The organism is Rhodococcus sp. ACT016, assembly GCF_050477185.1.
In the GTDB taxonomy this organism is placed as follows: Bacteria; Actinomycetota; Actinomycetes; order Mycobacteriales; family Mycobacteriaceae; genus Prescottella.
In genome coordinates, this window is sequence record NZ_JBEAET010000002.1 from 505,654 (window position 1) to 531,019 (window position 25,366).

The 25,366-nt window shown below is 65.3% G+C and carries 24 protein-coding genes and 3 pseudogenes; 12 read left to right on the forward strand and 15 right to left on the reverse strand.

Features of this window, described 5'->3' with window-relative positions:
* Window positions 1–177: 177 nt before the first annotated feature.
* On the forward strand, window positions 178–1,098 hold the full coding sequence (locus ACQ5DX_RS29140; RefSeq protein WP_430336208.1) for a toll/interleukin-1 receptor domain-containing protein: 921 nt from the start codon (window positions 178–180) through the stop codon (window positions 1,096–1,098).
* A gap of 376 nt (window positions 1,099–1,474) precedes the next feature.
* Here the strand turns inward: ACQ5DX_RS29140 and ACQ5DX_RS29145 are convergent, their stop codons facing one another.
* From ACQ5DX_RS29145 to ACQ5DX_RS29155, 3 genes and pseudogenes are all read right to left on the reverse strand, one after another.
* Window positions 1,475–1,963 carry a hypothetical protein gene (locus tag ACQ5DX_RS29145; protein ID WP_430336209.1) on the reverse strand — a complete coding sequence of 163 codons (489 nt, stop codon included), beginning with the start codon at window positions 1,961–1,963 and terminating at the stop codon, window positions 1,475–1,477.
* Window positions 1,964–2,491: 528 nt separating this feature from the next.
* Entirely contained in the window at window positions 2,492–2,998 is a 507-nt protein-coding gene (locus ACQ5DX_RS29150; RefSeq protein WP_280763744.1) for a hypothetical protein, read from the reverse strand.
* A gap of 382 nt (window positions 2,999–3,380) precedes the next feature.
* A pseudogene (locus ACQ5DX_RS29155) lies at window positions 3,381–3,773 on the reverse strand (recombinase family protein); the annotation flags it as partial.
* Window positions 3,774–4,416: 643 nt separating this feature from the next.
* On the opposite strand from ACQ5DX_RS29155, the gene ACQ5DX_RS29160 reads away from it, so the two are divergent.
* On the forward strand, window positions 4,417–5,013 hold the full coding sequence (locus tag ACQ5DX_RS29160; RefSeq protein ID WP_430336210.1) for a recombinase family protein: 597 nt from the start codon (window positions 4,417–4,419) through the stop codon (window positions 5,011–5,013).
* A gap of 54 nt (window positions 5,014–5,067) precedes the next feature.
* On the opposite strand, the gene ACQ5DX_RS29165 is transcribed toward ACQ5DX_RS29160, so the two are convergent.
* The 4 genes and pseudogenes from ACQ5DX_RS29165 to ACQ5DX_RS29180 form a co-directional block, all read right to left on the reverse strand.
* Window positions 5,068–5,592 (reverse strand): hypothetical protein, encoded by a 525-nt coding sequence (locus tag ACQ5DX_RS29165; RefSeq protein WP_430336351.1) that lies wholly within the window; start codon window positions 5,590–5,592, stop codon window positions 5,068–5,070.
* 150 nt (window positions 5,593–5,742) lie between these two features.
* Window positions 5,743–5,847, reverse strand: a pseudogene (locus ACQ5DX_RS29170) (DUF2510 domain-containing protein); the annotation flags it as partial.
* A gap of 139 nt (window positions 5,848–5,986) precedes the next feature.
* Complete coding sequence (locus ACQ5DX_RS29175; protein WP_430336211.1) at window positions 5,987–6,181, reverse strand: hypothetical protein; 195 nt, start codon at window positions 6,179–6,181, stop codon at window positions 5,987–5,989.
* Between the two features lie 30 nt (window positions 6,182–6,211).
* A complete protein-coding gene (locus ACQ5DX_RS29180) occupies window positions 6,212–6,757 on the reverse strand; it encodes a DnaB-like helicase N-terminal domain-containing protein (protein WP_430336212.1) in 546 nt (181 codons plus the stop codon).
* Between the two features lie 319 nt (window positions 6,758–7,076).
* Between ACQ5DX_RS29180 and ACQ5DX_RS29185 the strand changes: the two genes are divergently transcribed.
* The gene (locus ACQ5DX_RS29185) at window positions 7,077–7,421 is read left to right on the forward strand and encodes a transposase (protein WP_430336213.1); all 345 of its coding nucleotides are present in this window, start codon (window positions 7,077–7,079) and stop codon (window positions 7,419–7,421) included.
* 157 nt (window positions 7,422–7,578) lie between these two features.
* The gene (locus ACQ5DX_RS29190; RefSeq protein WP_430336214.1) at window positions 7,579–8,307 is read left to right on the forward strand and encodes a transposase; all 729 of its coding nucleotides are present in this window, start codon (window positions 7,579–7,581) and stop codon (window positions 8,305–8,307) included.
* Between the two features lie 189 nt (window positions 8,308–8,496).
* Here the strand turns inward: ACQ5DX_RS29190 and ACQ5DX_RS29195 are convergent, their stop codons facing one another.
* The 4 genes from ACQ5DX_RS29195 to ACQ5DX_RS29210 form a co-directional block, all read right to left on the reverse strand.
* Window positions 8,497–9,807 carry a hypothetical protein gene (locus ACQ5DX_RS29195; RefSeq protein WP_430336215.1) on the reverse strand — a complete coding sequence of 437 codons (1,311 nt, stop codon included), beginning with the start codon at window positions 9,805–9,807 and terminating at the stop codon, window positions 8,497–8,499.
* Between the two features lie 49 nt (window positions 9,808–9,856).
* Entirely contained in the window at window positions 9,857–10,033 is a 177-nt protein-coding gene (locus ACQ5DX_RS29200; RefSeq protein ID WP_430336216.1) for a hypothetical protein, read from the reverse strand.
* A gap of 30 nt (window positions 10,034–10,063) precedes the next feature.
* Window positions 10,064–10,198, reverse strand: a complete 135-nt coding sequence (locus ACQ5DX_RS29205) for a hypothetical protein (RefSeq protein ID WP_430336217.1) — start codon at window positions 10,196–10,198, stop codon at window positions 10,064–10,066.
* 563 nt (window positions 10,199–10,761) lie between these two features.
* Window positions 10,762–10,950: a hypothetical protein gene (locus tag ACQ5DX_RS29210; RefSeq protein ID WP_430336218.1), complete on the reverse strand. Its 189-nt coding sequence runs from the start codon at window positions 10,948–10,950 to the stop codon at window positions 10,762–10,764.
* A 58-nt stretch (window positions 10,951–11,008) separates the two neighbouring features.
* Between ACQ5DX_RS29210 and ACQ5DX_RS29215 the strand changes: the two genes are divergently transcribed.
* The 3 genes from ACQ5DX_RS29215 to ACQ5DX_RS29225 all read left to right on the forward strand — a co-directional run bounded on the left by ACQ5DX_RS29215 (window position 11,009) and on the right by ACQ5DX_RS29225 (window position 13,049).
* Window positions 11,009–11,149 (forward strand): hypothetical protein, encoded by a 141-nt coding sequence (locus ACQ5DX_RS29215; protein WP_430336219.1) that lies wholly within the window; start codon window positions 11,009–11,011, stop codon window positions 11,147–11,149.
* Between the two features lie 591 nt (window positions 11,150–11,740).
* Entirely contained in the window at window positions 11,741–11,866 is a 126-nt protein-coding gene (locus ACQ5DX_RS29220) for a hypothetical protein (protein ID WP_430336220.1), read from the forward strand.
* Between the two features lie 199 nt (window positions 11,867–12,065).
* Window positions 12,066–13,049 (forward strand): hypothetical protein, encoded by a 984-nt coding sequence (locus ACQ5DX_RS29225; RefSeq protein ID WP_430336221.1) that lies wholly within the window; start codon window positions 12,066–12,068, stop codon window positions 13,047–13,049.
* Between the two features lie 500 nt (window positions 13,050–13,549).
* Here the strand turns inward: ACQ5DX_RS29225 and ACQ5DX_RS29230 are convergent, their stop codons facing one another.
* Entirely contained in the window at window positions 13,550–16,330 is a 2,781-nt protein-coding gene (locus ACQ5DX_RS29230; RefSeq protein WP_430336222.1) for a LuxR C-terminal-related transcriptional regulator, read from the reverse strand.
* 148 nt (window positions 16,331–16,478) lie between these two features.
* On the opposite strand from ACQ5DX_RS29230, the pseudogene ACQ5DX_RS29235 reads away from it, so the two are divergent.
* Together ACQ5DX_RS29235 and ACQ5DX_RS29240 are read left to right on the forward strand one after the other, a co-directional pair.
* A pseudogene (locus tag ACQ5DX_RS29235) lies at window positions 16,479–16,565 on the forward strand (excalibur calcium-binding domain-containing protein); the annotation flags it as partial.
* A gap of 80 nt (window positions 16,566–16,645) precedes the next feature.
* Complete coding sequence (locus ACQ5DX_RS29240; RefSeq protein ID WP_430336223.1) at window positions 16,646–17,266, forward strand: helicase associated domain-containing protein; 621 nt, start codon at window positions 16,646–16,648, stop codon at window positions 17,264–17,266.
* A 180-nt stretch (window positions 17,267–17,446) separates the two neighbouring features.
* Here ACQ5DX_RS29240 and ACQ5DX_RS29245 read toward each other — a convergent pair whose 3' ends face one another.
* From ACQ5DX_RS29245 to ACQ5DX_RS29255, 3 genes are all read right to left on the reverse strand, one after another.
* Window positions 17,447–17,671, reverse strand: a complete 225-nt coding sequence (locus tag ACQ5DX_RS29245; protein WP_430336224.1) for a hypothetical protein — start codon at window positions 17,669–17,671, stop codon at window positions 17,447–17,449.
* A gap of 270 nt (window positions 17,672–17,941) precedes the next feature.
* Complete coding sequence (locus ACQ5DX_RS29250; RefSeq protein WP_430336225.1) at window positions 17,942–19,120, reverse strand: MFS transporter; 1,179 nt, start codon at window positions 19,118–19,120, stop codon at window positions 17,942–17,944.
* 9 nt (window positions 19,121–19,129) lie between these two features.
* On the reverse strand, window positions 19,130–20,524 hold the full coding sequence (locus ACQ5DX_RS29255) for a flavin-containing monooxygenase (protein ID WP_430336226.1): 1,395 nt from the start codon (window positions 20,522–20,524) through the stop codon (window positions 19,130–19,132).
* 248 nt (window positions 20,525–20,772) lie between these two features.
* On the opposite strand from ACQ5DX_RS29255, the gene ACQ5DX_RS29260 reads away from it, so the two are divergent.
* From ACQ5DX_RS29260 to ACQ5DX_RS29270, 3 genes are read left to right on the forward strand one after another with little or no spacing between them, the layout of a single operon-like run.
* Window positions 20,773–22,461: an FAD-binding dehydrogenase gene (locus ACQ5DX_RS29260; RefSeq protein WP_430336344.1), complete on the forward strand. Its 1,689-nt coding sequence runs from the start codon at window positions 20,773–20,775 to the stop codon at window positions 22,459–22,461.
* Between the two features lie 4 nt (window positions 22,462–22,465).
* Window positions 22,466–23,917, forward strand: a complete 1,452-nt coding sequence (locus ACQ5DX_RS29265) for an amidase (RefSeq protein ID WP_430336227.1) — start codon at window positions 22,466–22,468, stop codon at window positions 23,915–23,917.
* Window positions 23,914–25,323: a serine hydrolase domain-containing protein gene (locus ACQ5DX_RS29270; protein WP_430336228.1), complete on the forward strand. Its 1,410-nt coding sequence runs from the start codon at window positions 23,914–23,916 to the stop codon at window positions 25,321–25,323. The genes ACQ5DX_RS29265 and ACQ5DX_RS29270 overlap by 4 nt, the downstream gene beginning before the upstream one ends.
* The last annotated feature ends 43 nt before the right edge of the window (window positions 25,324–25,366 follow it).

Here is a 25,366-nt window from a genome sequence, read left to right on the forward strand (position 1 = left end):
AAACAGGACACCTGACGGCACAGGATCGAGAGCGTGCCCTACTTGACGATCGGTCGGCAGGACTAGCACCACCGACTCCGCATCCCGCCCGTCTGCCATCGTCGACGCGGCAGCCAACCGGTCCGAGCGACTTGAGAGGATCATGTTCCCAGTAAAGGGCAGGCGATTGGAGACGTTTTGGGCGCGGATCTATTCATCTCGTACGCATGGACTTCGGACGAGCATCGCCAATGGGTTCGGCTGCTCGCCAGCCAGTTGAAGGCCCTGGGAATCGACGTACTCATCGACGCGGACCTCGACTACGGTGACGATCTCACCGGGTTCATGCGCCGTGTCGTCGACAGCAAGCACGTTCTTCTGGTCGTCGACGAGAATTACGTGCATCGAGCCGACACCCTGCCTGATTCCGGCGTCGGGAAGGAAAACTCCTGGATCGCAGAGGTCAAAGCCGATCGCCCGGCAACATGGCTTGCAGTGCTGTTCAAGGACAACCCCGACTATCAGCTGCCGGACTGGCTTGCAGATGCGAGCCCGAAAGGCTTTCCCTTCAACCATGATCCGTCGAGGCCCGCCGACTTCCCCGGGTCCGAACAAGTCGAGGACCTGTGGCGCTGGATCGAAGGACTGCCGACGAACCGTGACCACGCGACGCCGATCGCAACATTGCGCGAGCGCTCCTCTCGACTTGAGCAGCACTCCTTGCGCAGCGATCCGTCGCAATGGCGGAGTCCCTCGTTGAGCGGAGAAGTCCGCTTCGCGTACGCCGATGCCCCCCACAAGAATTTTCACTGGGGCTACGGAGTGTCGGAGTTCTCATTCCACGTCAGTGGCCATGGATCCGACTCGGTCTACGTGTACAAAGACCCGATCGAGGCCGTCGGAATCGTCCGAAGCACCGATTACGAGGACGCAGACCTCGCCGGGCACCTGTCACCCGGTCGCAGTGTGGTCGCTCACGTGGGGCACACCGTGGTCCTCATGAACAAGCACGGAAGACTGGCATTGGTCGAGATGCTTGATGTACAGAGTGAGGTAACCAACGGCTCGTATGTCGCACCCCATGTGACTTTTCGATGGCGCGTCGTCGAAAGTTCATAACTTCAGCTGCAGAAGACCGGAGATGACGAGGTCGCCTTCCCAGCTGCTCGTCGACCTCAGTCAGGGACACAGCTTCACTTGGTGCACGTCCTGTCGCCGTGTCCGCCACGAAGCCATCTTCTCGAGTACGCCCTGAGTCGCTTCCTGCGGGTTCGGGTGTGCATTTTGACCGTGGACTAACAGGACAGCCGAACGGAGGGGGCGGCGAATCGCGTGTCAGGTTCAGAAGTCGAGTTCACGACGACTTGGCCGAATGGAGTGTAGTGCTGAGTTCTTCTGATCTGCTGAGGTCAGAAGCGGTGTGCACTAAGTTTCAAGAGTTGACTGCACTCGCCGGCGACTCCCAGATAGCGCCGGGGAGTCACCGGTTGCGCATCTAGACCCCGTATGCGGTGCCGCCGACGGCCTCGGCGATCATCGGGGCGATCTTCGCTGAGTCAGCGATCCCCTCGCTACTGTTCAGCGTCAGCACGGCATACTCATTGGACAGAGCGATGTGAATCCCGCCGAAGGCATCACTGGCCTTCTGCCACGTCGCGAGCGTTTCCTTGTCTGGGAAGATGTTGATTCCGGCGTCGTAGCCGTTCACTGGCATATCGAACACCATCTGAGCCCCCGATAGTCCAACCTCTACACGCTCGGGCTCGGCGTGCTTGATGCCGAGGTTATCGAGAGCCGTGGTGAATCTCTGCACGACAGATTCGGACTTAGAGACCGGCTGGGCCGGGGTCTCTGCCTGCTGCCCCTGGGAGGACGACGAGTTGCTGTTGGTTTCAACCTTGGCGCCATCGTCGTTGCCGCAAGCGGCGAGGAACAGGGCTCCCGCCAGGACGGTGGCGGCGGTGAGGGTGGTTGTACGGCTCATGTGGTGGTCTTTCCGCTGTGGTCGAGCTGAGTGCTCTCCGAAACGTTTGTGAGAGTGGACAGTACTTGACCATCCGCCTTCTTTCGGTCAAACAGGACACCCCGTCGCCTGCATCCGTAGCGCAGTCAGTCCAATTGTCAGTTTCAGAAGTCGAGTTCACGACGAACTGGCCGAACGGGGTGTTGTGCTGAGTTCTTCTGATCTTTTGAGGTCAGAAGACGTGTGCACCTCTCGCCTCGCGCTCCAGTGGTGCCACGGCCCGGAAGCAACGATCCGGTCCGATCGCCCGCTTGAGTAGCGTGATCCAGGTGATGTTTCCTGAGAACCGTCTGAGCGGCTTCCTGTGCGTCCGCGTGTGCATTTTGACCATCGGTTGATGGACACTGCGGCCTCGACAGGGATATCCGATCAACCCACGGGATCGAGATTCAGCAGTCTGACAGGGAACAACTCGGTGATGGTGCTTTCGCCAAGCGTGCAGTCGCCTTCTGAAACTGGCAGGCTGTGCGCACACCTCTGTGCTAGGACTCAGGCGTCGATGCGGTCGATGTCGTCACGCTGTTCGACCATCATCTTCCCACCCACGAAGACCACTCCCAAAGCGACCACGCTACCCCCAACTAGCGCGACCTTTCCGAAGACGGTATTCAAGAACTGCTTAGCTTCGCTGTCCTTCTGGAATACGAGCTTCCCATTTTCCTGGATCTGCTCGAGGATGAACTTACGTTGGTCCCAAGTGAGATCGTCCCTGTCGAGTTCACCTTTGAGAATCTCGCGGATCTCTTGGAGAGCCTTGTAGACCTGATCTTGGCTCTTGTCATTTGACTTGAGCGTAGACTCGTGGGCCTTTTCCATCTCCTTCACCGTGTCCAGTGCAAACTCCTTGAAATCTGGGAACTTTTCGATGATCTTGAGGGCTACCTCGGTGTCCATATCGGGCATCATCGCGGCGAACCGCAGCATCTTGTCCTTGGAGAGGTTCCTCCAAGACTCGATACCGAGCTGCTTCATGACTTCGCCTTCGTTCAGTCCCATGCCCGTGCCCCATCTGTCATGCCGTCGGATAATTCCCCAGAGCCTAGCGATCTGCGCGGACAGCCCACCTCGTCCAGACGCCTCGGCTCCGGCAGACTTCCGCCGCTACGTATCGTCGCGAGTCACAGTGTCTGCTTCAGAAGTCGAGTGCATGACGACCTGGCCCAACGGGGTGTTGTGCTGAGGTCTTCTGATCTGCTGAGGTCGGAAGTGGTGTGTACTCGCCCCGCGATCTCGGGGTGCCACGGCTCGGAATCGGCGATCCGGTCCGATGCCTGCCCGATAGCGCGGTCCCGGTGAGGTTTCCCGGAACCGCCTGAGTGGCTTCATGCGGGTTTGGGTGTGCGTTTTGACCAGTCGTGCTGGCTGAACAGCGGCGGCATCACTTCAGGTGCCGGTACAGCGTGGTGCGGCCGACGCCGAGGATCTCGGCGATCTCGAGCTGACTCATGCCGTTGTCGCGCATCAGTTTTGCTTGCTTGATCTTCTTCGGTGTCATCTTCGGCGGGCGCCCGCCGATTCGGCCGCGGGCCCGGGCGGCGGCGAGGCCGGCGGCGGTGCGTTCACGGATGAGGTTGCGTTCGAACTCGGCGAGGGCGCCGAAGATGGAGAAGATGAGTTTGCCGCCGGCGGTGGTGGTGTCGATGGACTCGGTGACGGAGCGGAAGCCGATGCCGCGTTCCTCCAGGTCGGTGACGACTTGCAGAAGGTGCGGCAGGGAGCGACCCAAGCGGTCGAGCCGCCACACCACGAGCGAGTTGCTCGCCGATGTTGTCGTGGTCGAACCACCCTTACGCGAGGGTCTCGACCGCCGACCAGACCCTCGATCTGCAGAGCGACGGCCGCCTACCTCGACTGGGGCGTTCGGCCACCGGCATCTGACGCCTAAATACTCCCCACTTCACAAGACGCCGTTCGACGACCTGGACATGTGCAGCCGACTTCTGGCACTGACACCGGGCTTGCTCAGCAAGCCCGGCCTTCATTCGCCGTGGATGTCTCGTGCCTCAAGCGCTGCCGGGAATGCGTCGCGCTCGGACTTCTCGCACCCACATGGCGAGATTCGCGGCGGTCAAGACGATCGCAATACAGATGATGACGACGTTAGGCGAATCCGACACCAATTGCCGACGCCCAGGTGGATCGCTCCGACGGCCTGCACCGGCAAGGCCAAGCGTCCGAGAGGTCGATCTTTGAACCTACTGCGGCTCAACACGATCCCTCCGAAGATAATGATCAGAGACGCGATCAGTAGGAAGTTGACCATGCGTTGATTGTCTCCTGTCGGTCTGACATCTGACGGGGTGTACCGCACTCCCGAGCCGAATGAACTGAAACCCCACCTATAAATAAAGCTGCAGTTCAGCTGAAGTCTAGCGTTATACAAAACACCCACCAATGTGTAATAGACTGGCGGGATGCTGATTGGGTACGCACGCTGCTCGGACGCCGACGAGTCGGACGAGGACGAACAACGGGCTGACCTGGTCGCACTCGGGGTGCCGGAGGATCACATCCATGTCGATCGCGGGCTCACGGGCAAGGACCGTGATCGCCCCGGCCTGGCTGCGGCGCTGACGTCGGTCGAGTCCGGGGACGTGCTCGTGGTGACGAGGCTCGAACGACTTGCTCGGTCGGTAGCCGATCTGGGCGAGGCCGTCGCCACGCTCGAGCAACGGGGGGTGCGGTTGATGTTCGACGGCACGACCTACGACCCGTCAGAACCGAAGGACCGCATCGTGTTCCGGATGCTCGGACGCACGTTCGCCGAGTTCGAGTCCGGCCTGATCCACCTGCGGACGGCCGATGGCGTTGCTGCGGCGAAGGCGGCTGGCCGTTATCGCGGGCGAAAGCTGCTGCTTACTGCGGAGCAGCAGCGCGAGATGTTCGACCTGAAGACGAGCGGGGCGAAGACGGTCGCGGAACTCGAGGTCATGTTCGGGCTCTCGCAGCCGGCGGTCTACAAGTACCTGCAGCGTGAGCAGAAGGTGCGCTCCGGCCGGGGACCTCGCTGACAGTTGCCCAGTGGAAATGACTCCGACCTCCGGTGAGTGCCGCCCCGACTTACGTCAACGGAGCACGCGCACGATGTGAGCAACCAGGAACGGATGCCGCAGGTTCGAGCCGAAGACCTTTTCTCCCGTGAGGAACGGCCGCCGAACCTCGACGAAGATCTCGAGGTTGTCGCCCGGCTTGACCTCGCCGACATCACTTTTGAGGCCGATGATGGGCGCATCTCGCGACTTGAGGCTCAGTCCGACCAACGGGCCGAGATCGCTGTTGCTGGTCGTTGCGTCGAAGTACGTTGCGGCGGACGGGTCATCAGGGCTCGGCGCAACGTTGTCGACGCGGCCGTAGATGATGACTCGCGAGCCGACGTAGGGATAAGGGAAGTTCTTCAGGTCGCCCGATGGGTACATCACCTTCTTGAACTCGGCGTCGTCGACCCGGTGGTAGGTGTTCGGGTCGTTCAACGTTGCGTCGTCGGCCACGTCCAAATTGGCAGCCAGTTGTTGTGGGTTCGTGGGCAGTTCAGTTGCCGATGAAGTCTTGTTCGAGTCACCTGAGCCGCTCGCCATTCCGAAGCCGATCATGCCAATGACGGCGACGATCGCCGCTATCCACGGCAGTGTGTTTCGCTTCCGCGGAGGCACAGGCCGCGGTGGGACGATACGGGCCGGGGGCGGGAGTGCGGGCATTGCGGGTGGGATGGAGCCGACCGGCCTGATCGACGACGGCGGCGCCCACTGATCGGTCCATTGCCGACCGTTCCACCAGCGAAGCGAGGGCGATTGAGGATCCGGGTACCAGCCTGGAGGTGTCGATGCTCCGCCGGAAGGTGTCGTCACAGAAGGGAAGTCCTTTGATAGGTCAGGGGGGCTCGAACAACCGCGCCGATCACATCGTCGACCGGCCAACGCACTCCATCGATAACAGGCGAATAAGACAATCAGGTCTGTTTCGACTGAGGTGGAATACGGATCACACTCAGCCCTGACCGTCGCGCTGGCGGCGGTGTCGTTGGATCGAGAGGCAGATCATCCTGTCTGCCGCGACTTCTCGCGCTGCGTCAACGTTGCCGTCGAGCAGGAAGCAGCGTCCACGCGTGTGGAGGGCGTCGATCGCGGTGGCGAGCTCCTCGTCGGACATCGCCTCGGCCGCACGTGCAACGCTACTGCTCATCAGCCCTCCTAGATCGCCGGCACATATCGCCTACACCGCGTCGGGTGCAGGTCCGCGGCGGATAGAGGCCAGGCGGTTGGACTCGGCACGCTGCCGGATTCCAAGTTCGACAAGCAGAGGGAACAACTCGTCCTCGGCGGCGGCTTCGGCCGCATAGCTCATCTTCTGGGCGAGGTCGTGGAACGACCGGCGATAGGCCACGGCGACGACGTTGGCGGCGTAGTGACGCACAGCCCCGGCGGAGCTGCCCAGGGTCAGCACCGCCCGGTGGGTGTGGTGGACGACCTGGGGTACCCGGTCGCGTCCGGCGCGGGCCAGTTCAGCGCCGACGCTCACGGGATCGTGTGGGGCACCAGCGAGTACGGCGTCGCGGATGGCCGCGTAGATCGGGCGGTGGAAGGGGTTGGCGAAGTCGTCTTCGCGCAGGTGGTCGACGACGAAGAGCAGCCCGGCGGTGTCGCGGGACCACATCGCCGCGCACAACAGGTGCGCTTCGGGATCGAGGTCGGGGTCGATCCATTCGCCGTCCAGCTCGTCGTCGATGGTCGGCTCGTCGTAGTGCGTGGTCTCGGTCATCTTCTCCCCTTCTGGGATGGGTCCGTCCATCTCCCTGCGATGGACCCATCCGAGCGTTCTAGCGGCACTTGTCCTCGACGACCGTGGCCGACCAGGAGTCGTAGCCGGTGTCCTCGGCGCTGTTCCACCACTCCCCCTCGCGGCGGTAGCCGTGGTTCACCAGAACCTGGTCGGCGATCTCGCGGTTCCAGTTGGCCGGGTCGTACTACACCGCAATCAGCTCGTACTCCCGTTCGGGATGCTGTGGGTCTCGTGCGTCAGACTTTCTGGCAGGGCCCCGGCGTTTACGATCCGGGCACATGCCGGAAGGGGTGGGCGTATGGCGAGGTCACGGCGGACGAAGATCCCGGTCGAGGTGAAGATGCGGGTCGTGCTCGCGGTGCTGTCCGGGGAGATGAGCGGCGCCGAGGCTGCCCGCCGGCACGGGGTATCCGACATGTCGGTGTCGAAGTGGAAGCAGCAGTTCCTCGACGCCGGCCGGCAGCGGCTCGAGGAACAACCTTCCGGCCCGGCTGGGCACCGCGGGACCGTCGAGGAACGCCGCCTGCGCAGCGAGAACGAACAACTGAAGTTGGCGTTGGCGGAGGCGACGGTGCAGCTGCGGATCTGGCAGCACGGCGCGAAGCTGGTCGACGAAGTCCCTTCCGAGACCTCGAATCCCTGAGAGAGGCAGCCGGGCTGCCGGTTTCGAGGTTCGCACCACTCGCTCAGATCGCCGAACGCACCTACCGCCGGCGCCGAAGGTCGACCGCTACGAGGCGCTGTCCGCGAAGTACGCGCAGGACTGGCCCGCCTGGGGGCACCGCAAGATCGCCGCCCTCATGCGCGCCGACGGCCACGCGGTGTCGGACTCGACCGTGGAGCGGGCGCTGCGGCGCCGCGGCCTGCTGTTGCCGGTCGGGTTCCGCGCTGACCGCAGGGCGTGGGCGAAGCTGCGACGGAGGGTGTTCACGAACCCACCGACCGTCAGGAACAGGGTGTGGCAGACCGACTTCTCCGAGTTCGAGACCACCGGCGGCGGGATCTGGCGGATCTGCGCGGTCATCGACTACGCCACCAAATACTGCCTCGCGATCACCGTCACCCCGACCGCCACCGCAGCCGACGCGGTCCGTTGCGTCGAACAGGCCGTCATCGAAGCCGAGCGCATTCTTACGCTGGATGACCTCCGCGAGGATCGAGGCCTGATGGACGTCGTCGACGACACCGACACGGTGATCGGCCAGGCCCCGGCACCGATCGCGGTCGTCTCCGACAACGGACCCTGCTTCCGCAGCGGCACCTTCGCGGCACTGTTCACCGGCGACGACCCGCTGCTGCGGCACGTGCGCACCCGGGTCCGGTCACCGCAGACCAACGGAGTGGTCGAACGGTTCTTCGGCACATTGAAGTACGAGCACCTCTACCGCGGGCTCATCGGTGACGGCGACGCCCTCGACATGGAAGTCCACCGCTACCGGCACATCTACAACGCCATCCGCCCGCACCAGACTCTGTCGAATCGGACTCCCGATGATGCATACCGTGCCCGAAACGGTGGTGGCACGTGATCCAGGTGGCGATCCGGTTGTCGGGCACGACACGGCTCCTCGCGTCAGGGCAGCGTGACCGAAAAAGCATGCGTAACACGACGGATGGCCGCCCACCCAGACCAGGTGGGCGGCCATCCGCCTTCGTGCAGGGATCCCTCCGGCTGGGGTCCCGGTCTCATTCAGGTGCGCTGTCGGTCTCGGCGGCTGTCAGGCTGCCGAGTTGCTGTTGCGTCGGCGCAGGAAGGCGAAGGCGCCGAGTCCGGCGACGACTGCGACGCCGACTCCGCCGGCGACGGCCGGGTTGACCATCGGGACGGCGGCGCTGTCCGCGGCTGCGGTCTCGATGCAGAGCGGGTCACCCGAGCAGGTGGACGGCGTGCCTGCGGGCAGGTTCGCCGGGTCGGCGACGAGTGCGACGAGGTTGTGGTCGCCCTGGTCCGCGTAGGGCTTGACCGTGACCGAGTAGGTGACGGTGACCGACTGGCCGGGGGCGAGGGTGCCGGTGACGCCGTACACGCCGGAGCTGGAATTGGCCACGGTCAGTGCGGGGTCGGCGCTGGTGGGTCCGGAGACGAGGTCGGCGTCGTCGAGCAGGCCGGACAGGACCAGGGCGCGGTCGACCGCGACGGGTCCGTTGCCGGTGTTGGTGAAGGTGGTGGTGTAGTTGACGACCTGGCCGTCGGTCACCGGACCGGTGGCGTCGGACGTCGTGGCGACCTGGAGGACGCCCTGCGGCGCCTCGTAGGTCACCACGACCTGGGCCGCACGGTAGTCGGGTGCAACACTGGTGGTTCCGCCGGCCGGGACGAGGAAGGTTCCGCCGCCGCCGCCGGAGTTCTGGGTCGCGTTTGCGCCGCCACCGCCGCCGCCGCGGTAGCCGCCGCCACCACCGCCACCGCCAATGCCACCATTGGATCCGTCGCCGCCGACGCCAATGAGACCGCCGCCTGCCTTACCGGGGACGGGGCCGCCGACAGCGTCCTTGCCGGCGTCGCCGCCGTACACGTTCGCAGTGCCGCCGTGGCCGCCGGCGCCGGCCGCGACGAGCAGCCGGCTGTCCAGTGTCCCGGGCTGGGTGCGCGAGATGGTGCGCACGTCCGAGGCGCCGCCGCCGCCGTGGCCCCAGCCAAAGCCTCTGCCGCCGCCGTTCCAGCCGCCGGGCCAATACTGGGACTGACCCTGGCCCCATTCTCCGGCGCCACCGACCGCGATGAACAGCGTGGACCCGGGCGTGACCGGAACCGTGCCCGATGCGATGCCGGGGTGTCCGGGGTTGCCGCCGACGTTGCCATTGTTTCCGCCGGTGGCGGTGACCTGGACGGAGTTGACGCCCGCCGGGATCGGCAGGGCCGCTTCGGCTCCCGTGTAGTTGTAGGTGCAGGTGACCGTCGTACCGGCCTGCGCACACTCGGTAGGCAGTGCGGCCGAGGCCACACCGACGCCGGCGGTCATCGCCAGTCCGGCGACGAGGCCGACCGCGGAGGCTGTCCCCGCCGCCCGGCGAACCAGTGTTGTCATTGGGTGATCTCCCTTATCTCGGTGAGCGGCGCAGACCGTTGCTGCGCCGCTAGCTCGCCGGGGCAAGAGAGCTGCCCCCGACGAAATCTGGTAATCGGCTTCCCGCTCCGACCAATTCGGTGATCCCGGCGACGGCCCGCGTGGCCACGCGGCCGTCGCGGTACGGGTTTCCGGCGCGCGCCATCGCCCGGTGGGCGTCGGCGTCGAGGACGCAGGCGCGATGCATCGCCGAACACCGCCAGCGGTGCGGTGCCGGTCAGATTCGCGCAGCCTGAAAGCCGTAATCGGCCGTGATACCGAAGGTTTCGTGCACCTCGTCGATGATCGTCGTGTGCTGGCCGGTGACGATGACACACGCCTCGTGGGCAGGATGTGCGTCGATGACCTTCACCGACGGGGCACACTTGATGGCCTCCGGACGGTGCCGTACACGACGGCGATCCGGGCGCGGCGCAGCGCCGCCGACTCCATCGGATGGTCCATTCCCACTCCCCTTAGAACAGCCCGCAGTCGACATGCGGAGTCGACTCGACTGCTGCAAAGAATGGGGCACTTCGAGCCACGGTCGCTCGAATGCGCGCAAATCGGGCGGGAGACCGAACGCAGTTTTGCGGAGGACCGCACCTTCGTGCGGCCCCCCGGACTCCCCTCTGTCCGAAGGGGATTCACCCGTCAAGCGCAGCTCCCTCGCACGCTCACTCGGATCGCCGGCCTGTCCCGCGACCGGAGCTGGCCTGTGTGGCGGTCGTCAACCAGGACACCGCGTGAGGTGTCTATGCCCGCACGACCCGACAGTCCCGGGTGCGGGGTGGCCGCGAGTACCGGCGCGGCCGGATGCCCCCGCCGGTCCAAGGAATGCGATGCGCAGTGGCGTGCCCTCGTGGACGTTCACCAGGGCCGGCCTCTGTACACGGCGGACCCGACGGATGGATTCGACGACGCACCACGGACACGTCAGGCGAGGTCGGGCAGCTCGTTGGCCCGAACTCGCGACGCGCGAACGAGAAGCAACCCCATCACCAGCACGAACAGGACCAGCACCATCGCGCCGGCAACCGGCGCGCCCGTGAAGGCCAGCGTTCCCGCGCCGGCCATGGCCGCCGAGCCCGCACCGGCACTAGGCCCCGCGCCTAGTGCGTACATCCGAACCCTCTTCATCTCGTGCAGCTCTCGATCCACTTCTCCGCGTCGATGGTGCCTCGTGCAGCATCGACGCGGACGCCGGGCGGTCACGGTGTGCGGGATCGGTGCGCGGAACCGAACCGATCAGGCGCCGGCAATCCTGTGCATCGACACCGACGTCCAATTGGCGTTGTGCTTCGTCTACAACCAGTCGCTCTGACAACTGACCAGGCGCCCGAACGCTCTCTACGCCACGACATACGCCATCAACATGATGGCCGACGTAACTCAGGCCAAACGCGATCCCCTGGAGACGCGACAACTGGGTTCGCTGCGTCGGCAATCAACGGGCCCAGTTGTCGCACGCACCCGAACACAGCGCCCCGGATCGGTGCAGGCACCGGTCCTGGTAATGCGCGACCCGACCGTGCGCGCCGAAGAGATCGCGCAACTGGTCGGGGTTCGGATCGCGGTCTACCGGACTACACACTCGGGACAACCTGCGGTCCGCGACGCGCATGGCGCCGGTCGTCGGATAGCCAGGCATCGGCTGCGAATGCGCGATCCCGCACCCCTGCGGGATCGCGCACATTCCACACGAAAGGCCCGCACGAACCAGCCGCCGAACCGATTCCGCGCCAGTTCGTGGGTAAACCTCGCGATGGACGACATCCGAATGGGGTTGGGGGGAAGACGTCAGTTGCAAAGACCGTCACGGGTCTGGTGGCTGCTGCGCTGGGTGCGACCACGCGGGTAGGTCTCGTGGCACCGACCGGCTTGCTGCTTCGGCACCGACAACTACATCGAGGCGATGACTGTCGACACCGCGGCCGTTCCGCTGGTGAACCCGGCCATCGCCGCAATCGCGACGGCAGTTGCCGCCCTGACCGGCGGCGGTTTCCTGCTGCTCCGACGCCAGCACACCCAGAACGTCTGAGCACCAGTCACATTCAACAAAGGAGTAATCGTGAGCAACTTGACGGCACTGCGCCGAGGCGCAGGGATCGCCCTCGCAACGACAGCGGCCGGACTCCTCATGGGCCGCGCCCGCCGCCGCCGCTCCGGTCGTCGACCAGCCCGGTGAGCTGGTCGTCAACGGCGGCGCCGAATCGGGGACGACGGGCTGGACCGGCCCGGTGGCAACCCAGGCCCACGGCCGGAACAACTACCCGGCCTCGGTCGTGGTCGACTCGACCGGTGCGACGGTCGGCACGTTCGACGGCGGCGCACGGCTGTTCACTGGCAGCGGCGCATCGTCGACGATGACGCAGACCGTCGACCTCACCCCGTCCGCGGCGCTGATCGACGCAGGCCTGGTGACCGCGGACATGTCCGCCTACCTGGGCGGCTACCTGAACCAGAACGACTACTCCGAGCTGACCTACGAGTTCCGCGACACATCGGGTGGCGCCCTCCACACCGCCCACTTCGCCCCGGTCAAGGCGGCCGATCGCGGCAACGCCAGCGGGTTCGTCAAACGCGCGGAGACCATCCCGGTACCCCCGCAGGCACGCTCGGTACTCATCACCGCCAACTTCGTCCGCTACATCGCGCCCGCCAACGACGGCTACCTGGACAACATCTCGCTGGTACTCGACGCCCCGCCCGGCGAACTGCAGGTGACGCACACCTCCGACACCACGACCCCGGTGTCCGAGGGCGACGAGGTCACCTACACCACCACGCTCACCAACACCGGCAAGCAGCGCATCGACGTCGACCATGTGCTCGTGATGTCGGGCGTGCTCGATGACGCCGATCTGCTGTCGGGCCCGACCAGCTCGGACGGCGCGATCACCGTGTCGCCGACGGGTGCGGATCGGACGCTCACCGGCTCGCTCGAGCCGGGACAGTCGGTGACCGTGACATTCAAGGTGAAGACCAAGCCGTACGCGGAGCAGGGTGATCACCAGCTCGTCAGCGCGGTGACCGAAGCCGGATCCGCACCCGGACAGACCCCGGGATCGTGTGACGGCCTGGCGCTGTGCACCGACGTCCCGTCGGCGGACACCGCCGCAGTGCCGCTGGTCAACCCGGTGGTCGGTGGCGTTGCCGCGGCGACCGCGCTGGCCGCCGGCGGCGTGTTCGTGCTGGCGCGCCGCCGGAAGACGACCGCCTGAGTACCCTTCGGAAAGCAGAGCGGGCGGCTACCGCGACATCGGCCTCATCGCCGAGCGCGGTAGCCGCCCGCTTCGTCGGTGCCCGCTTCGTCGGTGCCCGCTTTACCGGTAGCCGCGTTCCGCCGCGGTCCGCCTCGCGGCGTCCATGACCGGCACCGCGTAGGCCGCGGTGCCGTACGCGCGCTGATCTCCAGCTCTCGGACCTCGAGTGGTGGGCCCTCCGCTCTTCTCAGGACGTGACCGGAGGTAACGTTATGACTTTGCCGGGCAACAGGACTGATGGATTACGCCCTTTGCACTGGCGACACTGATGAGGCCGATTGCAGCGACGGCAGCGATGCTGGCGCCGACAGCGGACAGTCACGTAGCTGGCCTTCGGCCATGGGCCCGTTGACCCGCATGGGGTGCGGTCGCCCTGCTGTTCGCTCCGCCGGCGATATGACGGACCCCAGATCCTGAAAGCGCCCACGCCGATGGCCGGGTTGGGGGCACTCGGAACCTCACGCAGTGGTGCTTGAAGCGGTCGCCGGTTCCTGGTTCTTGATCAAGCCGATGAGCTCGGCGCGCGAACGGATACCAAGTTTCCGGTAGACGCTGGTGAGGTGCTTTTCCACCATGCGCAGCGAAACATACAGTTGCGCAGCGACGTCACGGCTGCGCATGCCCTGCACGACGAGATGGACCACCCGTCGTTCGATGTCACTCAGCGTCTCGGGTCGAGGATCTTCCGACAGTGGTGACGCGGGTGTGCCGGCCTCGTCGGTGCGCGTGCCCCAGCGGCCGCCGTCGATCCATCCTGTGGCGCCGATGCGTTCGAACAGTGCGACGGCTGTCTGCGCGTGCTGACGGCTCTGGGTGATCTTGCCGTGCTCCCGCAGCCTGTCGGCGTAGATTGCCAGGGAACGGGCCCACTCGAGTGAGGGTGCCTTGTCGCCCCGGGAACCCGGCGCCAGCTCGACCAGCTCACGGGCGTCGGTGATGTCGGCGACCAGCAACCGTCCCCGTGCCAGGATCGCCGACGCCAGAGGCGTCTGCGGGAACCGCTGCAGGCGCCGAGTTGTCACGTCCAGCATGCGCGCTGCGGCCGTCCTGTCGCCCGCGAGAACGAGTGCCTCGATCAGGTCGACGTACCGTTGCGTCTTCCAGACACAGGCATACCGGTCGACGTGATCGATGCTCTGCTCGAGCAGGGCGATCGCCCGTTCGGCGTCACCCTGCATCAACGCGTTCGAGCCGAGCGCGGAAAGAAGCCTCGCGTGCAGGCTGTCGATCGACCAGGAGAATCCGTCGGAACGTACTCGGGCCGCAACGTATTGGGCCTCGTCGAACCGCCCCTGCAGCCCCAGGATCTGCACCCGCTGAGCGCCGCGCAGCATGCGCAGATGTGTGTGAGACGAGACGATCGCGTCGGCCTGTTCCCAGAGGCGCCCTGCCGCGATGGGGTTGCCCGCAAGGATCTCGCAGTCGACTTGCGCCGTGAGCAGGCGCATCTGTTCGAGCGGAGTCAGGGACGGATTCGACGCGCACTCGAACCGAGCCCGCGCCTCCTCGACTCGCCCGAGCCGACTCAGAATCTTCCCCAAGACGACGACCACTCGAAAGCTTCTCTGGGAGAAGGGCTCGGCGGCGTCCGCCTCGTTGTGCAGGGCCTGCGCCTCCTCGAAGTCCTCCCTAGCCAGGGCCAGGCTCATCCGTGCCACCGTGAACGCGTCGCAGGGTGTGTCGGGGTGGCGGGTGTGGATGCGCTCCGCGAGCGCGTACAGCTCGTGCACGCCGTAGACCTGGTCCTGCTCGAGCTGGAAGAGGATCGCGACTCCTGCCAACTCGATCGCGGCGGCCGGTGCCTGCTCGGCGAACTCGCGTACCGCGTCGACGACGGACTCGATGTGGATCGGCCTATCGGCGAGATAGCGGGCCTCGATCTTGACGAGTTCGGCTGCGGCGCGGTCTTGCACGCACGCGTCCGACCACACCACACCGTCCGCGAGATGCTCGGCGTCGCTGCGGAATCCCTTTTCGAGTGCGAGTTTCGCGGCGGTCAACCGTAGTGCGCTCGCGCTCGCGCCGCTCGAAGCCGAGATTGCGTCACGCAGCATCGACAGCGCGAGAGAGCCGCGGGCCATAGCCTCGGCGTTGTTCAGGACCCGCTGTAGCCCGTGTCCCGCGTCGATCGGTCGCAGGACAGAAGCGTCCGCGACGCCGTCGCGTCCACCCTCGAGCTCTCTCTGATACCCGCCCTCGTCGACCAAGGCGTGTACGACCGTCCGCCTGGCAGAGGTGGCGGTCCCGTAGACAGCCCACCGATCCAGCTGATGGCCGATCCGCACCCGGTCCCCGACCCGTTCCAATTGTCGCAGGGACAGCAATCCATCCAACTCCCGCTCGGGGTCAGCGCTCCCCCCGTCCCCCGCCAGCTCGAGCAGATCCGGTACAGCAACCGACTTCGCCACCGCCAGAAGGCACAGCATCGTCCGCTGGGCGTCGGTCATACGATCGTCGATCTCCATCCACCGCGATGCGCGGGAGCCACCGACCACGATCGGATACCGGATCGACTCGATTCCGGCGATCTGTTCCTCGGTCACCGTCTCGCACAGTTCCAGCAACACACCGGGATTCCCGCGGGAGACGCGGTGCAACTCGTCGACGAGCGCCGGCGCTGGGACCGTGCCGAGCGCCTCGGCCATGAGCGCGCCGGTAGCGGCATACCCCAACGGGGGCACCGCGACCTGGGACAGCGGCAGGAACGGTTCCGGCGGTTCGACTCCGCTGACGAGCACCAGAACGACCCGATGATTCGCGAGCCTGCGCCCCACGTACCCGAGGAGCGTTTGGCAGTCCTCTCCCATACAGTCGGCGTCGTCGACGAGTATCGCCAACGGCCCCTCGTGGTCGGCGTGCCGCGCGATCGCGTCGAGCAGATGTTCTGCGCGGGTGACGATCGTGGACTCGCCGACCTCGAGCCCCCCAGCCTGTCGGACACCAGCACGCCGGCGACCCGACCGGCCCAGCAGCGCCATCAAGCTCTGGTCGACATGCTCGCGCACGTTCGACGCGCCGCCGATGGAGACCGTGTCGAAGGACGAATTCACGACCAGCTCGCCCAGCAGACGAGTGCGCCCGGACCCCGCAGGTCCGGTAATCACGAGCGCGGACCCGAGACCACGTTCGGCGGCCTCGAACACATCCTGAACCTGCCGAAGGGGGGAGATCGGCTCGGCCGTGCGGCTACGGAAACTCCCGTCGTTCATCGTCGCGGTCGTGCCCTTCCCCCCAGTCATGTTGATCATGATCGCCTACATCTAAAGCTTGACCATTACTTTCCGATTACCCAGGCTGTGGATTCGGCGTGGATTTCGCCTCTCGTGCGTCAGACTTTCTGGCAGGGTCCCGGCGTTTACGATCCGGGACACAGGCCGGAAGGGGTGGGCGGATGGCGCGGCACCGATCATGCGCGGCGAGCCCGGCTACAGCAGCAAACTCGACCGCGACAACGACGGCGTCGCCTGCGAATAACACCCCAGGTCGCGGCCTCCACCGATCCGGAAGAGAAACGGGCCCACCCGGACAGGCGGGCCGGCAAGACACCAGCGCAGTTGTGGGAGGACGGCATCGCGCACCTCGAGGCGTTCATCGCCGAACACGGCCACGCCCGCGTCCCGAAGGGGTACGTGTGCGAGGACGGGATGCGGCTGGCGTCGCGGGTGATGCACCGCCGCGAAGACCGCCGCCTCGACGCCGCCCGCCTGACCCCGCAGCGGATCGCGCAACTCGACGCCCTCGGGCTCGATTGGGCACCACCACGGCCCGGCCGATCCGTCGACGACTTCGCCGAGCAGTGGGCGGCCACTCTCGAGCGACTTGCTCGGTACCGGGACGAGCACGGGAACCTCGACGTGCCGCACCGCTGGGAGTGCGAGGACGGATTCCGGCTCGGAGCATGGATGAGCCGGCGCCGCACCGACCGACGACACCAGACCCCGACCTTGACCCCGGAGCGGATCGCCCAGCTCGACGCGCTCGGCTTCGACTGGGGCCCGGCCAGCAACCGTGCAACGTTCGAGCAGCAGCGGTGGAAGAACGCCGCCGCCCACCTCGCCGACTACGTCGCCGAGCACGGGCACGCGCATGTTCCCCACCGGTTCACCTGCCCCGACGGATTCCGCCTCGGACTATGGGTCTTCACACGACGAGCCGATCGAAGAAAGGGCCGGTAGTTCCTGACCCCCGAACGCATCACCGAACTCGACAACCTCGGCTTCGACTGGGGCACCACCCGCACGAAACACTGACCGTCAGGGAACCGTCCAGCCGCCCGTGCCGGCCAGGATCGTCCATCCCCACCCTGTCGCGGTGGCCACGACGATTCCCGGCCCAGTGCGGACCTCGACGCTCGGTCACTCCACCATCACGCTGCCGTTCGCGCCGGTCGAGAGGTTGCGCCAATGGACCGCGCGGGCCGCCCCGGTGAACCGGGTGACACCCGGCGTCGCCGGATCAGTGCTGGCGGTGACGTATTCGATGTCCCCTGAGGGAAGATTGGTGACACCGAGCCCGACCCACACCACCGGGATCGGAAAGACGGTGTCCGTCGGTGCGGCGACCGCCGGCTGCGCCGGCAACAGCGGGCGACCCCGACACCGACTCCGGCGACGACGACCGCTCGGCGTAGACGCTGACGGGTAGTCGGTAGGCCTTCCCGCCTGGCGGCTCCGCTCCCGACCCCGGCGCAGGCCGAATGATGCACATCAGCCCACGACCGTGGTGGTACACACCAACGCTGGCACCTGACGATCCAGGAAGAGGCGTACGTCGCGATGATGACCGAGCATAGCTCCGCGCCAACGCCTATCGGCCGGTAGGAGCCAGGTGAAGCCTCGCGCGGTGAATCGCTACTGCCGGATGGCGCGCAGGACGGGCAGCGAGAGGACCAAGGCGATCGAAGGCAAGAGGAAACCTATTCCGAGATCGGCTGCGTTTCCAGCCAGGGCTCCGAGGGCAGCTGCGCCGACGATCGCTCCGCCGTAGTTGAACAGGTTCACTCGGGCGATCACTTCATCGCTTCGTCTCGGGAGAAGTTCGCCTGCCCAGCTGAATGCCACCGGGACTAGGAGTCCGGCAGCACCACCGGTGAGTGCGAACCCGATGATCGCGGGGGTAGGTGAATGGACCACGACAAGAAGTACACAGCCGAGCAGGGCCAGAACGACTCCGGTCAAGCTGGTCAGCTCTCGCCCCCAGCGCTTGACCATCGGATCGGCTGCCAGTCGTCCGACGAGGACGACCGAAAGGTAGGCCGCGTAGGCCAGAGGAGCCACCGACGGTGAGGATTCCAGCCCGTCCTGCATGTAGAGAGTGCTCCAACTCGAGACTGCCGCGTCGACGACGAAGGCAATGAACACGAGTGTTCCGGTGAGGAAGATTCCACGGCGCGGAAGTTTCTCCCGCACTACCTTCCGGGTGCTCCCGGACGTCTGCTTGGGGGCGATGTGCGGATCGCTGAAGCGGACCGCGAGACACGCGACGAGGGTCCCGAGGAAAGCGGCGATACCTATGGTCGACAAAGACGGTAGGTCGCTGGCCTGAACGACCGAGGTCGCGAGAGCTCCGAGGACCGCGGCTACCGTGTAGGCAGCGTAGAGACGTCCGAAGAGCGGCTGAGAAGTCGTGGCTTCGGCCAATGCTCCCTGCATGTTGCACGCGGCGTCCACCACACCAAGACCCAGACCGTAGGCGAGCACTGCTGCCACGAACAGTTCGATGTCCCTCGACCCGATGAGTACCGCCAACGCGACCGCCTCGATCAGGAACCCGGCGGCCAACGACCATCTACTACCCCACCTGACCGCGATGACGTCGGCCAGCATCGACCCGAGACCGGCTGCTAGACAGACGCCCAGTAGTACGGCGGAGAGCAAACCTTCGGAGAAGCCGATCTTCTCCTTGAGCGTGGGCAGGGCGGACACCACCACTGCGTACCCGAATCCTTGGGCGGCGTATGTACCGAGGGTTACCGCCAATCTGGCAGCCGGGGGGCCGGGCAGCACTCTCGGTCGAGTCAGCTCAGTCATCGGCCCGCCTCATCGCATCGCGAGCGTGGAGGGGCGTGTGCGGAGCGACTCGGCGAATCCCGGGGCCAGCGGGGCGAAACCTGTCTCCTCGAGGACCCGCGCGATGTTCTTCTTGATCGTCTTCGAATCGATGTAGCCCTTGTGCCGATCCGACTTGACCAGTGACAGACCGCCACTCAGATCGGGATCGTCGTTCGCGATGAGTCGCTCGAAGCGTGCCGTCAGTGCGGGATTGGAGTCCTGTGCAGCAACGTACTGCGCGACAAGATTCGAGATGTTGTCGAACAGTGTGTAGGCACTCGAGTTCGTCTCGATGTAGCCGAGAGTGAAGAGATTCTTGTGGTGGCGGTTGAACGCCGTCAAGTACTGCGCGGGCCGGTCACCGTTCCAGTCGAAGTAGCTCTCGTCGATGTACGGGATCTTCATCTGGTAGCCGGTCGCGTACAGCACCAGGTCGATCTGTTCGCGGCTGCCGTCCGTGAATACCACGTCGGGGCCGTCGAATCGTTCGATCTCTGGCTTGACGGTGATGTCACCGTGCTGCAGGTGGTGGAGGAGTTGGCTGTTCAGGAGCGGGTGCGAGTCGAACAAGCGATGGTCCGGCTTCGGGAGCCCCCAACGCGTGACGTCACCAACGATCACTCGGAGCGCGGCGGTCATGACCGGGCGTTCGATCCAGCGAGGGATCGTCACAGCGCCGTCGTCGAGCTGATCTACCGGCACACCGAACAGGTGCTTCGGGATGATGTGGTAGCCGCGTCGGGTGCTGACAAACGCGGCGTCGGCGCTCTGCGCGGCATCGCAGCTGATGTCGGCCGCCGAGTTCCCGAGGCCGACGACGAGCACTCGTCTACCTGCGAAGTCGCGGGCGCTTCGATGCGTCACCGCGTGGCGAATCGCGCCGTCGAAGTGGCCGGGGTGCATCGGCATCCGCGGGTGCCAGTTGGTTCCGGACGCACAGACGACCGCCTTGTACCGCCTGATGGTGCCGTCCTCGGTGGTGACCAGCCAGTGTTCTCCGTCTTCTTCGATGCGAGTGACGCCGCAGTCGAAGGCGATCCGGTCGGCCAGGCCGAACTCGTCGGCGAACAACTTCGTGTACTGCAGGATCTGAGTGCGAGTCGGATAGTCACCGAACGACTTCGGCATCGGGTAGTCGTAGAAGCCGGACATGTCGCGCGAGGAAATGAAGTGAGCTGATTCGTACATCGGGGTTCCGGGGTTGTCGATGTCCCAGAGTCCTCCGACCCCGGTGTGGCGCTCGAACTGGTCGTAGTCGACGCCGTATTTCCGGAACATACGCGCGATGCTGAGGCCTGCCGGGCCGGCTCCTACCACCGCGACTGCCGTGCTGCGATCGATGATCGGGCCTGACTGCTGTGCTTCGGCCTTCGATTCCGTCATCTGTGTGCCTCTCAACCGGTGATCTGAATTCTGCTGACGTGCTTGCCCCCGAGACGTTAGGCAATTACCGTAGCCGAATCGTTCGTTCGAACGAGCGATTAACGGACATTTAACATCTGCACAGGAATCGAGGGGCAATCGCCGTGACAACCAAGAAGACGGTCACCCGCCGCCAGGTGATTGCCGCGGGCGCGGCGGCAGTGGTCGCCACGGCTCTCGCACGGCCCGGGTCAGCCTCTGCACGAGCCGTGCCAGCGTCTTCGGGACCCTCCCAACATGCCGACGCGATCATCGTGGGCCACGGTCTTTCGGGGCTCGTTGCGGCCTGCGAGCTCGCTGCCGAGGGGAAGAAGGTTCTGATCGTCGATCAGGAGTCCGAGAAGAACCTAGGCGGCCAGGCCTTCTGGAGTCTGGGAGGACTGTTCTTCATCGACTCTCCTGAGCAGCGATTGATGGGGATCCGCGATTCGTTCGACAACGCGAGACGCGACTGGATGACGACGGCGGGTTTCGATCGCGCACCCGAGCAGTCCGACGGTGAGGACTACTGGGCGCAGCGTTGGGCGGAGAAGTATCTGGAGTTTGCCGCCGGCGAGAAACGCGACTGGCTGGCCCGCATGGGTGTCGCCTGGGTCCCTGTCGTCGGCTGGGCCGAGCGCGGCACCGGACGCCAACAAGACCCGGGCAACTCGGTGCCCCGATTCCATATGACCTTGGGAACCGGACCGGGCGTGGTGGAACCTTTCGAGCGCCGGATCCGCGAGTTTCAGGGGGCCGGGCTCGTGACGTTTCAGTTCAGGCACCAGGTCGACGAACTACTTACCGTCGGAGGCAACGTCACCGGCGTTCGCGGATCAGTCTTGGCACCAAGCGATACTCCCCGGGGACAGGTGAGCTCCCGTGAGGTCGTCGGCGACTTCGAGTTTCGGGCCCCACTGGTCATCGTCGCCTCCGGTGGTATTGGAGGAAACCAGGATCTGGTCCGGAAGTACTGGCCATCACGTCTGGGCACAGCCCCCGGTTTCATGGTGACCGGCGTTCCTGCGCACGTCGACGGACGCATGCTCGGCATCACCGAGCAAGCAGGCGGCCGGGTCGTCAACCGCGACCGGATGTGGCACTACACAGAGGGACTGCGGAATCACACCCCGATCTGGCCCGGCCACGGCATTCGCGTCCTCGCTGCCCCGTCGTCGATGTGGTTCGACGCCACCGGACGCCGATTCGCCAGTCCTGGCATCCCGAGCGTGGACACTCTCGGCACCCTCGAACTCATCCAACAGTCCGGCTTCGACTACTCCTGGTTCGTCCTGAACAGGGAGATCATCTCGAAGGAGTTTGTGCTCTCCGGTTCCGAGCAGAATCCCGAACTTACATCCAAGAACCTGCCCGAGTACCTGCTGAATCGAATCCGAGGTGTGCCAGCTCCGGTTCAGGCCTTCATCGACAAGGGGCCCGATTTCGTCACCGCCCGAACGCTCAGTGAACTGACAGACAAGATGAACCGACTCGCCGGAACAGACTTGCTGGATGCTGCCGACATCAATCATCAAGTGACGCAACGTGGTACCGAAAGCAGGAACCCGCACTCCACTGATCCTGGAATTCAGCAGATCAGACGTTCCCAGGCATACCTGGGCGACAACCTCTTCCGAACCGCTCCACTGAAGTCCATTACCGATCCCGAATCAGGGCCCCTGATCGCCATCAAGATGAACATCCTGACGCGTAAATCGCTCGGTGGCCTGCAGACGGATCTGTCCGGCAGGGTCATTGGCAGCAACGGACAGCCGGTGCCTGGACTGTTCGCCGTCGGCGAGGCGTCGGGCTTCGGCGGTGGCGGCTACCACGGCTACCGGGCCCTCGAAGGTACCTTCCTCGGTGGCTGTCTCTTCACCGGTCGCCAGACCGGTCGCGCCGTTGCCCGGATGCTCTGAGCCGATGGCGTCTTCCAACCTTGCGACCCTAGCCGACCAGGTCAGCGCGCTGCAGGGCGGCACGGTGAGTTCCGTCGATCTCGTCGCACGGGCCATCGCCTATGCGGATCAGTGCGACAACGCTGTGAACGCGTTCCGTTCCCTGCGCGGGGAGGCCGCGCTGACCGAGGCGGCGGCAGCGGATGCCCGCCTCGCCGCCGGGGATAAACGCCCGCTCCTCGGCGTTCCGGTGGCGATCAAGGACGACATGGATCTCGCCGGTGAGACCACTCAATGTGGATGCGCCGGCGAGTTCACGCCCGCCAGACGCGACGGCGAGGTCGTCCGACGCCTCCGCGAGGCAGGCGCGATCATCATCGGGAAGACGCACATGCCCGAGTTCGGGCAATGGCCTTTCACCGAGGGGACGTTCGGCAAGACACGCAATCCGTGGAATCCACGTTTCACCCCGGGCGGTTCCAGTGGAGGTTCAGCCGCCGCAGTCGCGTCTGGTGTGGTGGCCGCGGCGCTCGGATCCGATGGCGCCGGATCGGTGCGGATACCTGCCGCATGGTCAGGACTGATCGGTATCAAGCCACAACGCGGAAGACTGTCCACGTGGCCGTACCGAGACGCGTTCAACGGGCTGACGGTCTTCGGTCCCCTCGCCCGAACGGTGATGGACGCCGCCATTCTCCTCGACGCGGCCAGCGGTAACCATCCACTCGACAGTGTGCAGCCCTCGCCTCTGATGCCTTGTGCCACAGAGGCGGCCGAACGGCTAGACCCAGGGCACCTCCGAGTCGGGCTGTCGTTGCGTCCACCCTTCGTGGCGTTTCCCACCAGTCTTGATCGGCAGATCGAAGCAGGTGTCACTCGTCTTGCCGCTGTGATCGAGTCACTCGGGCATGAAGTCGTGTCCCTGGATATGCCGTATGGGTTGGCCGGGGCGGGATTCCTTCCTCGATCAATGGCAGGACTGGTCGATTGGGAGCGCCGCGTGCCCGATCCCGCGCTTCTCGATCCACGTACACGAGCGAACGCTAGAACGGGCCGCCTTCTCCGGGGCCTTGCGCTTCAGGCGGCCCGACGGCAGGAAGCCCGGGTACGCAGTCGGCTCGGCAAGGTGTTCGAGAACGTCGACGTCGTGATCACTCCGACTACCGCCGGACGAGCACCACTTGTCGGCGCGTTCGACCGATTGTCAAACAGTGCCACAGACCGACTCATGACCACGGTCGCCCCATACGCGTGGTGCTGGAACATCACCGGTTGGCCCGGTATCAACGTGCCCGCCGGCATCGACAAGGACGGCGTGCCGTACGGCGCCCAACTCCTTGGTCCGGATTCCAGCGAGCACAAACTCATTGCCCTCGCCGCTCAGCTCGAAGACGTGGAGTGCTGGCACCTCCGACAACCAGACCGCTGGGTGGGCGCGCCCGCAACGCAGTCCCCCGAGAATGGAGAACTCCGATGACCCGCCGCTATCGCACCGCGAAAAGTTGTGCGGCCGTTGCCATTGCTGTCGCCTCAGCCATGGGCAGCCAGCCCGCGATCGCCGCGGCAACACCCGCGGCACAGAGCGCACCCCCCAGCGTCACCGACGCCCGCTCGCTGCTCGCCGCAATCCAGGGCGGCGAAATCCTCGGTGTTCCGGCGCTGCCCGATCTTGTCGCCGGAGCCGAAGCGACGCTGGCGTCCCCGGACTACTGGTCGAACTGGGTACACGAAGCGATGCGCAACAACAAGCTGCTCCTCCCGTTGCCCACCGACGTCATCAAGCCCGACGTGTTGCTGCCCCATGAGCGCATCGCGGCCGGCACACCCGCGGCCCTGGACCGAAAACAGTCCCCTGTCGACATCGGAGCAGTGACGTACGAGTGGTCGGGGCGCACCAAAACCGTCAACGACTTCGTCCGCGACACCCAGACCGACGCCCTTCTGCTGACACACAACGGTTCGCTGATCGCCGAGTTCTACGCCAACGGCTATCGGCAAAGTCAATCGCACCACGGCTGGTCGACGACCAAGTCCGTGATCTCGACTCTCGTCGGCATCGCCGTCGACGAGGGCCGCATCGTCTCTCTCGACGATCCCATCGAGCGGTACATTCCCGGCCTCGAGGACACCGCCTGGCAAGGCACGACGATCCGGAACATTCTCCTCATGCGGTCAGGTGTGAGGTGGGACGAACACACATCGGAGATCTCGGACAACGATCAGTTCCTGCAGTGGATCGATCTCGCGCTCGACTACCACTCCGGCGGCCAGATCGGGAAGACCCGCAACGAGTACTTACGCGGCCTCGCCCGGGTCGCCCCGCAGGGAACAGCGTTCAACTACAACAGCGGCAACACCCAAGTCCTGGGCTGGTTATTGGAATCGATCTATGCGCAGCCGTTGAGCACGACCCTCTCGGAAAAGCTCTGGAAACCCGCCGGCATGGAAGCCGACGCCGACATCCTGACCGATCGCACCGGCGCCGCCTTGGCCTCGATGTCGCTCTTCGCCCGGCCGGCAGACTTTCTCCGATTCGGCGAGATGATGCGAAACGGAGGAACGGCGGCCAACGGACGCCAGGTCGTATCGCCGGGATGGGTGACCGAAGCAACCACGAACCGGCAGCCAGCGCATGACGCGGGCGACGAACACGAGAGCTCCTACGGCTACCAGTGGTGGTCAGGCGCGACATCAGCTGGCTTCCAGGCCAACGGCTTTCAGGGGCAGTACATCACCGTCGTACCGGAAACCTGTCTGACCGGTGTACGCATGGCACACATGCTGCAGATGGCGCCGTCGGGTGACTTCGCTGGCCAGGGAAATGACGAATGGCAGACGCTTCTGCGCGCGGTGGCGAAGCAGATTGGGACCTGTGCCGAGTAGCCCTGGTCCAGGCTTGGCTACCCGGTAACGATGAGTTATGGAG